11 protein-coding genes are annotated in these 11,872 nt (G+C 69.4%); 8 read left to right on the forward strand and 3 right to left on the reverse strand.

The genetic code is table 11. From position 1 onward, the window contains the following. Positions 1 to 60: 60 nt before the first annotated feature. Positions 61 to 1,821, forward strand: a complete 1,761-nt coding sequence (locus AB0J64_RS28040; protein WP_364032837.1) for a CocE/NonD family hydrolase — start codon at positions 61 to 63, stop codon at positions 1,819 to 1,821. 61 nt (positions 1,822 to 1,882) lie between these two features. On the opposite strand, the gene AB0J64_RS28045 is transcribed toward AB0J64_RS28040, so the two are convergent. After that, complete coding sequence (locus AB0J64_RS28045) at positions 1,883 to 3,169, reverse strand: PHB depolymerase family esterase (protein ID WP_364032840.1); 1,287 nt, start codon at positions 3,167 to 3,169, stop codon at positions 1,883 to 1,885. A gap of 595 nt (positions 3,170 to 3,764) precedes the next feature. On the opposite strand from AB0J64_RS28045, the gene AB0J64_RS28050 reads away from it, so the two are divergent. The 3 genes from AB0J64_RS28050 (at position 3,765) to AB0J64_RS28060 (ending at position 6,809) form a co-directional block, all read left to right on the forward strand. Beyond that, positions 3,765 to 5,111 (forward strand): endo-1,4-beta-xylanase, encoded by a 1,347-nt coding sequence (locus tag AB0J64_RS28050; protein WP_364032843.1) that lies wholly within the window; start codon positions 3,765 to 3,767, stop codon positions 5,109 to 5,111. Between the two features lie 109 nt (positions 5,112 to 5,220). After that, complete coding sequence (locus AB0J64_RS28055) at positions 5,221 to 6,270, forward strand: cellulose binding domain-containing protein (protein ID WP_364032846.1); 1,050 nt, start codon at positions 5,221 to 5,223, stop codon at positions 6,268 to 6,270. A gap of 71 nt (positions 6,271 to 6,341) precedes the next feature. Beyond that, the gene (locus AB0J64_RS28060) at positions 6,342 to 6,809 is read left to right on the forward strand and encodes a hypothetical protein (protein ID WP_364032849.1); all 468 of its coding nucleotides are present in this window, start codon (positions 6,342 to 6,344) and stop codon (positions 6,807 to 6,809) included. Here the strand turns inward: AB0J64_RS28060 and AB0J64_RS28065 are convergent. Both AB0J64_RS28065 and AB0J64_RS28070 read right to left on the reverse strand, forming a co-directional pair. Then, complete coding sequence (locus AB0J64_RS28065) at positions 6,768 to 7,340, reverse strand: helix-turn-helix domain-containing protein (protein WP_364032852.1); 573 nt, start codon at positions 7,338 to 7,340, stop codon at positions 6,768 to 6,770. The genes AB0J64_RS28060 and AB0J64_RS28065 overlap by 42 nt on opposite strands. A gap of 115 nt (positions 7,341 to 7,455) precedes the next feature. Beyond that, complete coding sequence (locus tag AB0J64_RS28070; RefSeq protein WP_364032855.1) at positions 7,456 to 9,024, reverse strand: M28 family metallopeptidase; 1,569 nt, start codon at positions 9,022 to 9,024, stop codon at positions 7,456 to 7,458. A gap of 145 nt (positions 9,025 to 9,169) precedes the next feature. On the opposite strand from AB0J64_RS28070, the gene AB0J64_RS28075 reads away from it, so the two are divergent. The 4 genes from AB0J64_RS28075 to AB0J64_RS28090 all read left to right on the forward strand — a co-directional run bounded on the left by AB0J64_RS28075 (position 9,170) and on the right by AB0J64_RS28090 (position 11,830). After that, positions 9,170 to 9,556: a metalloregulator ArsR/SmtB family transcription factor gene (locus AB0J64_RS28075; RefSeq protein ID WP_364032858.1), complete on the forward strand. Its 387-nt coding sequence runs from the start codon at positions 9,170 to 9,172 to the stop codon at positions 9,554 to 9,556. Beyond that, positions 9,553 to 10,260 carry a cation transporter gene (locus AB0J64_RS28080; RefSeq protein WP_364032861.1) on the forward strand — a complete coding sequence of 236 codons (708 nt, stop codon included), beginning with the start codon at positions 9,553 to 9,555 and terminating at the stop codon, positions 10,258 to 10,260. Before AB0J64_RS28075 ends, AB0J64_RS28080 begins: the two co-directional genes overlap by 4 nt. Continuing rightward, positions 10,257 to 10,607 carry a DUF3703 domain-containing protein gene (locus tag AB0J64_RS28085; RefSeq protein WP_364032864.1) on the forward strand — a complete coding sequence of 117 codons (351 nt, stop codon included), beginning with the start codon at positions 10,257 to 10,259 and terminating at the stop codon, positions 10,605 to 10,607. Before AB0J64_RS28080 ends, AB0J64_RS28085 begins: the two co-directional genes overlap by 4 nt. A gap of 170 nt (positions 10,608 to 10,777) precedes the next feature. After that, positions 10,778 to 11,830: a cation diffusion facilitator family transporter gene (locus AB0J64_RS28090; protein ID WP_364032867.1), complete on the forward strand. Its 1,053-nt coding sequence runs from the start codon at positions 10,778 to 10,780 to the stop codon at positions 11,828 to 11,830. The last annotated feature ends 42 nt before the right edge of the window (positions 11,831 to 11,872 follow it).

The raw sequence follows: 11,872 nt of genomic DNA on the forward strand, positions 1-11,872 counted from the left end.
CCGTGGCAGTCACTGATCACGGGAGCGTAAATGAATCTTCGTGGTAAGGCATCGACGGCCGTGGCTGTCGGTGCACTGGTCGCCACCGCCACCCTCGCCGCGGGCGGCTTACCCGCTGCGGCAGCCGAGGGCCCGGTCACGCACGAGCAGAACCCACGGGTTCCCGAGGGCGCCGCGTGGACGGAGGCGTACTTCCCCTCCTCGGACGGCAGCGGTGTCGAGCTCCACGCCGACGTGCTGCGGCCGGCACACCTGCCGGCTGAGGCGAAGACGCCGGTGATCGTCTCGGTGGGTCCCTACTTCGCGCACGTGGGGCAGACGTCGCCCGAGGGGTGGGACCGGGTCGGGCCGTCGGCGCGCTTCCGGGACTTCGTCGACGGCGCCAAGCTGATGGCGCGCGGCTACACCTTCGTGATGGTCGACCTGCGCGGCTTCGGCGGCAGCACCGGGTGCCTGGACTGGGTCGGCCCGGGTGAGCAGGCCGACGTCAAGGCTGCCGTCGAGTGGGCGGCCGGCCAGCCGTGGTCGACCGGCAAGGTCGGCATGTACGGCAAGTCGTACGACGCCGTCACCGGCCTGGTGGGCAACAACCTCAAGCTGCCCAGCCTGAAGGCGGTCGTCGCCCAGGAGCCGGTCTGGGACATGTACAACTACCTGTTCAGCAACAAGATCCCGCGGCCCAACGTGACGGGCACGCCGGAGGCGTACAACTCGATCGCGACGCTGCCTTCGATGGCCGACGACAGCGACCGGTACAAGGCGAACGCGGCGTACGAGGCGAGCCATCCGCAGTGCCTGAGCGACAACCTCACCAACAACAACAACCCCGATCCGGAGTCGGCGTACTGGAGGGCCCGCAACCTGGCCGCCCACGCGGCCGGCACCACCACGCCGCTGTTCGTGACCCAGGGGCTCATCGAACCCAACACCAAGCCTGAGGACATGGACGAGTACCTGGGCAACCACCGGGGCCGGGAACGCGGTTGGCTCGGCCAGTGGCCGCACGTGCGGGGCAACGACACCGACGGGAACGGCCGGCTGCAGATGGGTCGTGCCGACTGGTTCGACGAGGTGATGCGCTTCTACGACCTGTACCTCCTCGGCACCAGGCCGTCGGTGATCGACCCGCCGTACGCCATCGAGGACAGCCTCGGCCACTGGCGCGCCCAGCCGACCTGGCCGGTGGCCACGACGTCGTACGACGCGCGGCTCTCCGCCGGCCGGTACGTCGACGACGGCGGCGGCGTCTCGGCGAAGGCCGCCCCGGAGGGCCGCTGGGACATGGAGCACGCGCCGCCGATGAAGCCGCTGTCCGACGCCGAGAAGAACGTGGCCAAGCGGGGCGACGCCGCCGCCAACAGCTTCTGGACCTGGTCCACGCCCGCGACCCGGCCCCTCCGGCTCACCGCCACGCCGACGGTCAGGCTGAACGCGAGTACGAGCGGGAACGTGATGGTCCGCCTGTGGGACGTCGCTCCGGACGGCACGGCGACGATGTTCGACGAGAACGTCGCCCTGCTGGAGAAGGGCGGGCCGATCTCGTTCGACCTGAAGTCGACCGACTGGACCTTCCAGCGGGGGCACCGGCTGGGGGTGCAGCTCGGGACCATCATCGAAACCGACGGCTGGGGCTGGCTGGACGTGCCCTCGGGCAACACGATCAAGGTTTCCGGCGCGCGGCTGAGCCTGAACGTGCTGAACCCCAGGTTCGACGTGCCGACTCAGGGTGACCGCTCGCCGTACCTGGACGAGTTCCTCGCGGCGAACACCACCACGCTCGACAACGTCGGTCCCGGCACCTTCCCGCTGAAGGTCTCGTAGGCCCGGCCAAGCGGACGGCATCCGCCGCAGCGGGTGCCGTCCTACCGGCTGGACCAACTCGTCAGGCGACGGTGCAAGCGGCTCCGTTCAAGGTGAACGCAGCGGGCGCGGCGGTGTTGCCGGTGTGGTTGGCCTGGAACCCGATGGTGGTGGAGCCGCCCGGTGCCAGCGATCCGTTGTAGCTGACGTTCTTCGCGGTGACCTGGCCACTGGTAGGCGTGTACGTGGCGCTCCACCCGGAGGTGATCGTCTGTCCGCTGGGGAGGGTGAAGACCAGGGACCATGCGCTGATGGCGGTGGAACCGGTGTTGGTGATCGTGATGTTCTCGGTCAGCCCGGTGTTCCAGGCGCTGATCGTGTCACTGACGCGGCAGGCGCCGGTTCCACCGCCGGGCGGCGGGTCGGTCGGCGGCGGGGTGCTCCCGTCGAGGCCGAGGAAGGAGACGGCGTAGGCCAGCATGCCGCTCATCGGCAGGTCATGGCCGACGCCGCTGACGCTGATTCCCTCGACGGTCGCCCGGGTCCCGGTGTCGCCGTACCTGGTCCGGGTCCAGGACGACTGCGGGTGGTCGGTGAACGCCGGGGTCTGGCTCAACCCGTGCAGGTTGGTCCACTGTTTGATCTCTTCCCCGAAGTTCGGGTAGGCGAGGGTGGTGTCCGTGGTGCCGTGCCACAACTGCATCCGTGGGTAGCGGCCCGTGTATCCCGGATACATCGAACGGGCCTGGTCGCCCCACTGCTGCGCGGTCTTGATGAGGTTCCCGCCGGAGCACTGGCTGTTCCACAGGGAGCCGTTCGTGGTGGCGAAACACCCGGCGGGTACGCCGGAGAACGCCGCGCCGGCCGCGAACACGTCCGGGTATTCGGCAGCGAGCACATTGGTCATCATCGCGCCGGAGGAGAAGCCGCTGACCACGATCCGCGCGGGGTCGACGTTGTAGCGCTGCCGGGCGTAGGCCACCATCGACATGATGCCGGTCGAGTCGCTGCCGCCGTTGCGCTTGAGCGCGCCCGCCGTGGACACGTCGAAGCAGTGGCCGTCCCGGGTGGCTTCGGGCAGCACGATGATGTACCCGTACCGGTCGGCCGCGGTGACGTAGTCGTGGCCGTTCCAGTTGAAGATTCCACTCGCCGAACCGCCGCAGTAGTGGACCAGGACCAGCATCGCCGGCTGCGCCGCGACCTTGTCCGGGACGTAGATGTACATGTTCAGGTTCGTGGGATTGGTGCCGAAGTTGGTCACCTGGGTCAGCGACGCGGCGTCGGCGGGCCGGATTCCCAGCAGGACGCTCGCGGCGAGCAACGGTATGGCAGCGGCCGCGACAACGGCTTTCAGCCTCTGTTTCACGGCTGTCCTTTCTGCTTCGGGAGGGGCGGCCGAGCCCGCTGTTAGCGCTAACGCCTGATTCGCGGACCGGCCTCTTTCTGCGTAGGGGTGGTGGTACGGCGGAGCAAATACGAAACGGCGAATCCCGGTCAAGGCTCCGGCCTCCCCGCTCGGCCCTTTCTCGCTGAGGAAACGCGCCTGAGCTGCTCCTACGGAAGAGCAATCTGATGCTGCGCAATGCGCCGTGCTGAAACTTTCAGCATTTAGCCGAGGAGGTCGGAGAGACGCAACTTTCCCGAAAGTTGCGGGGCGGAGAACGGCTCTTGATCAGGGAAATTCGGCGTGCAGCCAGGGGCTGATCGACAGAACCGCCGGCGAATATCTTGACAGTTGTCGTGGCGATTTCCACACTGGGTTTCCGACTGGCCTCCTTCTACCGGGGTGGTGGTGGGCGGCAGGTGCCGCCGTCTGTGATGCGGTCCGGCGGCGGACCACGTTCGACGCGGCGGCGCCCCCGCATACCCGTCATCGGTTCAGCAGGGGAGGCCCGGACGTGGGCGAAACAGTCATATCCGCAGGTCGAACTCGGCGACCACTACACCGTTCGCGCAAGGCGTTGGCGGCCGGCGCCCTCGGGGTCGTGGCGGCGCTGGTGATGTCGGCTCCCGCCGACGCCGCCGGCACCCTTGGCGCCGCGGCCGCCCAGAGCGGCCGCTACTTCGGTGCCGCCGTGGCGGCCGGCAGGCTCGGCGAGTCGGCGTACGCGACGACCCTGGACAGGGAGTTCAACTCGGTCACGCCCGAGAACGAGATGAAGTGGGACGCCACCGAACCGTCCCGCGGCTCGTTCACCTTCGGCGCGGCCGATCAGATCGTCAACCATGCCATGGGCAGAGGCATGAAGATCCGGGGACACACCCTGGTGTGGCACTCCCAGCTGGCGGGCTGGGTGCAGAACCTGGCGTCGGCGAGCGATGTCCGTACGGCGATGAACAACCACATCACCACCCTGATGAACCACTACAAGGGCAAGGTGTACGCCTGGGACGTGGTCAACGAGGCCTTCGCCGACGGCGGCGCGGTCGGCACGTTGCGCAGCTCGGTCTTCCAGCAGAAGCTCGGCAACGGATTCATCGAGGAGGCCTTCCGCACGGCGCGCGCGGCCGACCCGAACGCCCGGCTGTGCTACAACGACTACAACATCGACGACGCCAACGCCACCAAGACCCGCGGCGTCTACAACATGATCCGCGACTTCAAGGCGCGGGGCGTGCCGATCGACTGTGTCGGCCTGCAGTCGCACTTCGGGCAGGTGCCGGGCAATTACCAGCAGAACATCGCTCAGTTCGCCGCCCTCGGCGTGGACGTCCAGATCACCGAGCTCGACATCGCCGGCTCCGGATCCGCCCAGGCCGATGCCTACCGCCGCGTCGCCCAGGCTTGCCTGGCGGTCTCGCGCTGCACCGGCATCACCGTCTGGGGTGTCACGGACAAGTACTCCTGGCGCAGCGCCAGCACTCCACTGCTGTTCGACGGCAACTACAACAAGAAGCCGGCCTACGACGCCGTCCTGGCCGCACTCAACGGCGCCGGCCCGAACCCCACCCCGACCCCGACCCCGACTCCGACTCCGACCCCCACGCCGACTCCGACGCCACCTCCCGACGCGGGCGCGTGCTCGGCGACGATCGAAACGACCAGCAGCTGGCAGGGCGGATTCCAGTCGACGGTGACCGTGCGCGCGGGCAGCTCCCCGGTCAACGGCTGGACCGTGCGGTGGACCTGGCCGGGCGGGCAGAGCATCAGCAGTCTGTGGAACGGCGTGGCGACCACGTCCGGCTCCAGCGTGACCGTGCGCAACGCCTCGTACAACGGCTCCATCCCGGCGGGCTCCACCGCCACGTTCGGCTTCACCGCAGGCGGCGCCGCGGCCACCCCGGCCGCCACCTGCACCAGCCCCTGACCAGCCTTTCGAGCCCTCCTCAATGGGCCGCGGGCGTGACATTTCCGCCTCCCTCGAGGATGGCCACCTTCATGACCAGGCAAGAGCGGAGAAGGAAACGGAGACATCCATGGTGAGGATGACGCGCCTGATGAGCGGCCTGGCCGCCGTGCTGGCGCTGCTGGCGGCCACGGTGTACGCCACGGGTCAGGCCGGCGCGGAGTCGAACGGCGGCGTGCGGGTGATGCCGCTCGGCGACTCGATCACCGACGGGCTCACCGTACCGGGTGGTTACCGCATCGACCTGTGGCAGAAGCTGGTGAGCGCCGGCTACCGGGTCGACTTCGTCGGATCCCTGTTCAACGGTCCGTCGAACCTGGGTGACCACGACCACGAAGGCCACTCGGGGTGGCGCATCGACCAGATCGACGCCAACATCGTGAGCTGGCTGCGCACCTACCAGCCGCGCACGATCCTGCTGCACATCGGCACCAACGACATGTACCAGAACCCCAACGGCGCGTCCTCCCGGCTGGGCACGCTCATCGACCACATCACCGGCACCGCACCTGACGCCGAGGTGTTCGTGGCCACGATCATCCCTCTCAACGGCGCGGACCCGACCGTCAGGAGCTACAACGCGGCGATCCCCGGCATCGTCCAGACCAGGGCCGCGGCCGGCCGCCACGTCCACCTGGTCGACATGTACAGCGCCCTGACCACCGCGGACCTGGCGGACGGCGTCCACCCCAACGCCGGCGGCTACAGCAAGATGGCGAACGTCTGGTACAACGCGCTCCGCTCGGTTCCCGGCAGCCTGGAGGGGACGACCCCCACGCCCACCCCCACGCCGACGCCGACGCCTCCGGGGCAGGGCGGCGCCTGTAGCGCGACCTACCGGACGGTCAACACCTGGAGCGGCGGCTTCCAGGCGGAGGTGACCGTACGCAACGACCAGTCGGCGTCGCTGAACGGGTGGACCGTGGGCATGACCCTGGCCTCAGGGCAGGCCGTCACCAACCTGTGGGGCGGCGTCGCCACCGGCGCCAGTGGTGCGGTCAGCGTTCACAACGCCTCTTACAACGGCGCGCTCGCGGCCGGCGGCACCACGACGTTCGGATACGTCGCCACCGGGAACGGTGCCACCGCGCCCACCGGGATCGGCTGCTCCAGCCCCTGACGTCGGCGTAGAGCCCTCTATGACGCTCGTTATAGTACGGCTATGACGAGCGTCATAGAAGGAGCAGATCGATGACTGTCATCACCGTTACCGCACCCGCCGGACGGCTCACCGGCGAGCAACGCCGCAGGCTGGCCCGCACGCTCACGGACGCTGTCCTGGTGCCCGAGATCGGCCGGTTCGTCGAGGCCGCCCGGGTGGGCTTCCAGGTGCACTTCGTCGAGCCCCCGCCGGACATGATGGCCATCGGCGGCGTCCTGCTCAGCGACTCGGGAGCCGACGCCATGCACGTCGACGTGGCCGTCATGGAGGCCGACTGGACCCCGGACGTCCGCGCGGAGGTGATCACGCGGGTTCTGGCGGCGATGGCCGAGGCGTGCGGACTGGAACAGGCGCCGCCGGGGTGGTGGGTGAACTTCCGGGTGATCGAGGAGGGCAGCTGGGGCTCAAGGGGCGGCGTGCTGTCGATCCTGGACCTGCTCGACAGCGGCGTCTTCTCAGCCGAGCGAGCCGAGGCGATCCGTAAGAAGCTGCTCTAGCTGGGCCGCGACGTCGTCCAGCGGCTGGATGTCGCGCTTGGCCCGGCACATGGCCACCGTGCCCTCCACCGAGGCGACGATCAGGGTGGCCAACGGGCCGGCGTCCGCGACACCGTGTTCGCGCAGCGCCTCGGCCAGCAGCCTCTCCCAGGCGGCGAAGACGGCGGCAGCGGCGGCGATCGCCTCGGCCTCGCCCTCGGCGGGCGGCTCCTCGACCGCCACGGCCAGCACCGGGCAGCCCGCGCGGAAGCCGCTGTCGAGCACCGTCTGCCGCCACAAGGCCAGGAATGCCCGCAACCCGGCCACAGGACCCGCCGCCAGCTCGCGCGCCAGTGCCGTGGACACGAGGTCACCGGCATGCTGTACGGCCTCGGCGGCCAGTTGCTGCTTGCCGCGGGGGAAGTAGTGGTAGGTCGAGCCCAGCGGAGCCCCGGAGTGCGCGGCCAGGTCGCGGACGGTGCTGCCGGCCAGCCCCCGCCGCCGGATCAGATCGGCCGCCCCCATGACGATCCGGTCCCGTGAACTTGCCATATAACGATCGTAATAGCAGGGAGGGCGTGCCCCCGCTGCGAATCTACTTTGTAAAGGGGGCGGCCGGTGTGCGCCCGCCGAAGCGGGGCGCACACCGGGCACATCTCCCGATCGTTCAGTTCTTGGCTCGGCCGTGGATGTCGGCTCCGGTGCCGGCGGCGGCGCGCCGGGTGGCGGCCGCTGCGCGCGTGTCGGGTCCGGGCAGGTCGGAGCTGAAGGCGTAGACCACGGCGGCCGTGGCGATGGCGCCGGTGTTCAGCGCGAGTGCCTTGTCGTTGATGTTGGCGATGGTGTCGCAGGCCTGGTGGTAGCAGGAGTCGTAGGGCTGGCCGGCGGTGCCGCCGAACAGCGCGGCCTCTTCGGCGGTCTTGACGCCTTCGGCTCCGGTGAACAGCCCGCCCGCGGGGATGCCGACGGCGATGAACGGCCCGTAGTCGGAGCGGCCGTCGAAGTCGGTGCCGTTGTGGCCCTGGCGCAGGGCGTCGAAGTACTTCTCGAAGAGCTTCTCGATCTCGTCGGATCCTGGCGGACCGGCGGGAGCGCCGGTGGCGTCGGAGTCGTCACCGTCGTAGATCTTGAAGGCGTAGTTGGGCGAGGCGACCATGTCGTAGTTGAGGTACAGCTTGATCTTCGCGGCTTCGGCGGCCGGCAGGGACGCCACGTAGAAGTCCGAGCCGAGCAGGCCCAGTTCCTCGGCGCTCCACCAGGCGAAGCGGAGCCTGTTCTTGGTGGGGATCTTGCCGAGTGCCTCGGCCACCGCGAGCGTGGCGGCGCTGCCCGAGCCGTTGTCGTTGATGCCCGGTCCCGCGGTCACGGAGTCGAGATGGGCGCCGGCCATGACGACCTTGTTCGGGTCGCCCCACTTGGAGTCGGCGATCACGTTGTAGGTGGTACGGAACTCGCTGACGGTGTCGGTCTTGAGATGGACGACGGTCGTGGCCGCGGCCAGTTCCTCGCCGACGGCGAAGCTGGCGCCCACGACGGGGATCGAGACGGGCTCGCCGAGGTTGCCGCGCAGGGTTTCGGTCCGGCCGGGCTGGCCTTCGTTGAAGATGATCGCGGCGACGGCTCCCGCGGCCTGGGCGTTCTGTGCCTTGACGACGAAGTTGCAGGTGCCGCGCTGCAGCAGGGCGATGTTGCCCGGGGTGAAGCCGGCGAAGTCCGAGGCCTCGCAGCCGGAGCTCGAGCTGCTCGGTGTCGGGCCCGGTGGCAGGGTGAGGTCGACGTTCTGCAGGGTCGCGGTGACATTGCCCGAGCCGGAGTAGCTCATGGTGGCGAACTCTCCGACGGATGAGCCGTCCGGCGGGGTCGGGGTGAAGGTCCGCGGGTTGGGCGAGACCCGCTCCATGGACGCGGTGGACAGTTCCTCGAAATAGGCGAACTTGAACGGCTGCACGGTGACCGTGTAGCCCGCTTTCTTCAGCTTGCCGACGACATAGTCGCGGGAGGCCGCGTGCCCGCTGGTGCCCGCTGCCCGGATGCCGTCGTTGGCGTCGGCGATCGACTGCAGGGCCTGCAGGTGCTTCTTGACGGCAGGCGCGGTGATGGAGTCGATCAGCTTCTTCTGGGCCGGGTTCGGTGCCGGGTCCGCGTATGCCGCGGCGGGGACGAGCGTGAGGGGTAAGGCGAGTGCCGCGGCCACGGTAAGGACGCGGAACACACCTTGGCGCGAAGTGATGCGCATACAGGCTCCTCTGGCTTGCGCGAATTGGTGCATTCTCCCCGAATGGGCGGCGTACGAGAACGTAGAACGACATATCAACCTCGGGAAGGCCCGAATCGCGCCCAGCTACTGTGATGACATGCCAGGATCGGGCTATCATCGCCACATGACGATTGATAGCAACGGTGGCCGTTGTGTGAGCGCCGACATCGCCGCCGGGTTCTCTCCGGCGGCGGCACTGTTCCACTCTCTGGCCGACGAGACCCGGCTGCGCATCGTGCAGCGCCTGGCCAGGGGAGAGGCGCGGGTGGTGGACCTGACCGCCGAGCTCGGGCTGGCCCAGTCCACCGTGTCCAAGCATCTGGCCTGCCTGCGCGACTGCCACCTGGTCGACTACCGGGCCCAAGGGCGTCAGTCGTTCTACTCCTTGACCCGCCCGGAGCTGATGGACCTGCTCGCCTCCGCCGAGCAGTTGCTGGCCGCCACCGGCCACGCGGTCACTCTCTGCCCCGGCTCCGGCCGGACAGGGCTCGTGGGAGAGGCGGTGTCATGACCGCGCTGAACCTGGGCCCGGCACCGGCCCGCCGCACCGCGCTGCAGCGCCGCATCCGCCTGCTGGTCGCCGCGACCATCACCTACAACGTGATCGAAGCCGTCGTCGCCCTCACCGCCGGCACCCTCGCCTCCTCCTCGGCGCTGATCGGCTTCGGCCTCGACTCGATCGTCGAGGTCGCCTCCGCCGCCGCGGTGGCCTGGCAGTTCTCCACCACCGACCACGAACGCCGCGAGAAGGCCGCGCTGCGCGTCATCGCCCTGTCCTTCTTCGCGCTGGCCGCGTACGTCACCTTCGACGCCGTACGCGCCCTGCTCGGAGCGGGGGAGGCCGAGCACTCCACCCCCGGTCTGGTCCTGGCCGCGCTCTCGCTGGTGGTCATGCCGTTCCTGTCGTCCGCCCAGCGCCGCGCAGGCCGTGAGCTCGGCTCGGCCTCGGCTGTCGCCGACTCCAAGCAGACGTTGCTGTGCACGTACCTGTCGGCGGTGCTGCTGGTCGGGCTGGCGCTCAACAGCCTGTTCGGCTGGTCCTGGGCCGACCCGATCGCCGCGCTGGTCATCGCCGCCGTCGCAGTCAAGGAAGGTCGCGAAGCCTGGCGCGGCGATGCCTGCTGCGCCGTCCCCGCCGCATCGGTCTCCCCATCCGCCGAGCGTGACGGTTGCGCGGACGGATGCTGCTCTCCCGATCAGGAGGACTCCCGATGATCGGCCGCCCGATGCCCGCCCGCGTACGGGCCGCCTACCGCGGCGAGATGCGCGCCGCCCGTGCCACCGTCGACGCCGATGCCCGCTGGCGACATCTGGAGCGGGCCCACATCATCTCCCAGCCCTGGCCCTGGCCGCACACCCGCAACCACATCGCCATGTTCGCCCTGGCCGTCGCCCAGCGCGACCGGCGCGAGGCGATCGGCCAGGTCGTCCGGATCATTGTGGCCGCACCGGGCTCCGCCCTGGGCCGCTACCCCGAGGGCAACACCGGGCGCGCCACCGTCGGCCTGACCCAGCCCATGCCCATCCCCGAGGATCTGGCCGCGCTGCTGCGGGCCGCCTGAAGAGGCAGGAGCCGGCACGTCGCACGGTTGCCGGCAAGGGCCTTGACCAAGCGCGCCTCGATCGCGATCATATGCACATATGAACACTCACACAGATATCGTGATGAGGGAGCGAAGGCCCGCAAGGGGGCACTGCTTGCGTACCTCCAGCCGTTGAAGGAGCTCAGTGCATGTCTGATCAACACGGGCACGACCAGAGCCACACGCGCGGTGACGACCATGGGCATGGTCACGGACACGGGCACGGCGTCAGCGCGCAGGCGGACCGGCGCTACCTCAGCGGCGCGCTCGCCCTGATCGTCGGTTTCATGGCCATCGAGGTAGTGGTCGGCCTGATCGCGGGGTCGCTGGCGCTGATCTCCGATGCCGGCCATATGCTCACCGACGCGATAGCGATCGTGCTGGCGCTGGTCGCGATGCGCATCGCGGCCCGCCCGCCGCGCGGTGGCTTCACCTACGGGCTCAAGCGCGCGGAGATCATCTCCGCCCAGGCCAACGGCATCACCCTGCTGCTGCTCGCGGTCTACTTCAGCTATGAGGGCATCCGCCGCCTGATCGAGCCACCCGAGGTCGAGGGCCTGTACGTGGTGGTCACCGGGCTGGCCGGCATCGCCGTCAACGTGGCCGCCACCTGGCTGCTGTCCAAGGCCAACCGCTCAAGCCTCAACGTCGAGGGCGCCTTCCAGCACATACTCAACGACCTGTACGCCTTCATCGCCACCACGCTGGCCGGCCTGGTGGTCTGGCTGACCGGCTGGACCCGCGCCGACGCCGTCGCCGCGCTCGTCGTCGCGGCGCTGATGCTCAAAGCCGGCTGGGCGCTGGTCCGCGACGCCGGCCGGGTGTTCATGGAGGCCGCCCCGGCGGGGGTGAACCCCGCCGAGGTCGGTGGCCGGATCGCCGCCCTGGACACCGTGGTCGAGGTGCACGACCTGCACATCTGGGAGGTCACCTCCGGATACGCCGCTCTGTCGGCACACGTGCTGGTCGCGCCCGGCGCCGACTGCCACGCCGCGCGCCTGGCCGTCGAGGAGCTGCTGCACGAGGGGTACGGCATCACCCACACCACCTTGCAGGTCGACCACGCCGCGCCCGACGGCCACATCGTGAACGACATCCTGCAGCACTGCGCCGACCCCCACGGCCCCACCCACCACGGCATCCGGCCCGACGAGACGGAGATCGGGGACTGCCACGCGGCCACTGACACGCCTCAGTCGTGAGCTGTCGCCGCCGCACACGAGCGTGCGGCGGCGACAGCCGGG

This window comes from Nonomuraea sp. NPDC049695 (genome assembly GCF_040674955.1).
Classification (GTDB): Bacteria; Actinomycetota; Actinomycetes; order Streptosporangiales; family Streptosporangiaceae; genus Nonomuraea; species Nonomuraea helvata.

Coding starts and splice junctions, on each gene's coding strand:
- AB0J64_RS28060 (WP_364032849.1), top strand. CDS start 6,342: ATGACTGTCATCACCGTTACCGCACCCGCCGGACGGCTCACCGGCGAG.
- AB0J64_RS28090 (WP_364032867.1), top strand. CDS start 10,778: ATGTCTGATCAACACGGGCACGACCAGAGCCACACGCGCGGTGACGAC.
- AB0J64_RS28070 (WP_364032855.1), bottom strand. CDS start 9,024: ATGCGCATCACTTCGCGCCAAGGTGTGTTCCGCGTCCTTACCGTGGCC.
- AB0J64_RS28080 (WP_364032861.1), top strand. CDS start 9,553: ATGACCGCGCTGAACCTGGGCCCGGCACCGGCCCGCCGCACCGCGCTG.
- AB0J64_RS28075 (WP_364032858.1), top strand. CDS start 9,170: ATGACGATTGATAGCAACGGTGGCCGTTGTGTGAGCGCCGACATCGCC.
- AB0J64_RS28085 (WP_364032864.1), top strand. CDS start 10,257: ATGATCGGCCGCCCGATGCCCGCCCGCGTACGGGCCGCCTACCGCGGC.
- AB0J64_RS28055 (WP_364032846.1), top strand. CDS start 5,221: ATGGTGAGGATGACGCGCCTGATGAGCGGCCTGGCCGCCGTGCTGGCG.
- AB0J64_RS28065 (WP_364032852.1), bottom strand. CDS start 7,340: ATGGCAAGTTCACGGGACCGGATCGTCATGGGGGCGGCCGATCTGATC.